General features: G+C 60.5%; 1 pseudogene. It reads left to right on the forward strand.

Going from position 1 to position 256, the window contains the following annotated elements:
* Positions 1 to 256: pseudogene (locus ACPYOG_RS19985) on the forward strand (alanine dehydrogenase); the annotation flags it as partial.

Consider the following 256-nt stretch of genomic DNA (forward strand, 5'->3'; position numbering starts at 1 on the left):
GCCTTTGGCTCCGTTCCTTGCGGCCGCGGACATCGTGGTCAATTGCACCCTGCAGGATCCGAACTCTCCGCTGACGTACTTGCGGACCGAAGACCTGACGGAGTTCCAGCCGGACAGCCTGATTGTTGACGTTTCCTGCGACGAAGGCATGGGATTCAGCTGGGCTCGCACCACCACGTTCGACGAGCCGATGTTCCGCGTCGGCGGTCACGTCAACTACTACGCGGTGGACCACAGCCCGTCGTATCTTTGGAAT

The organism is Leifsonia sp. HAY1-4F (assembly GCF_056755275.1).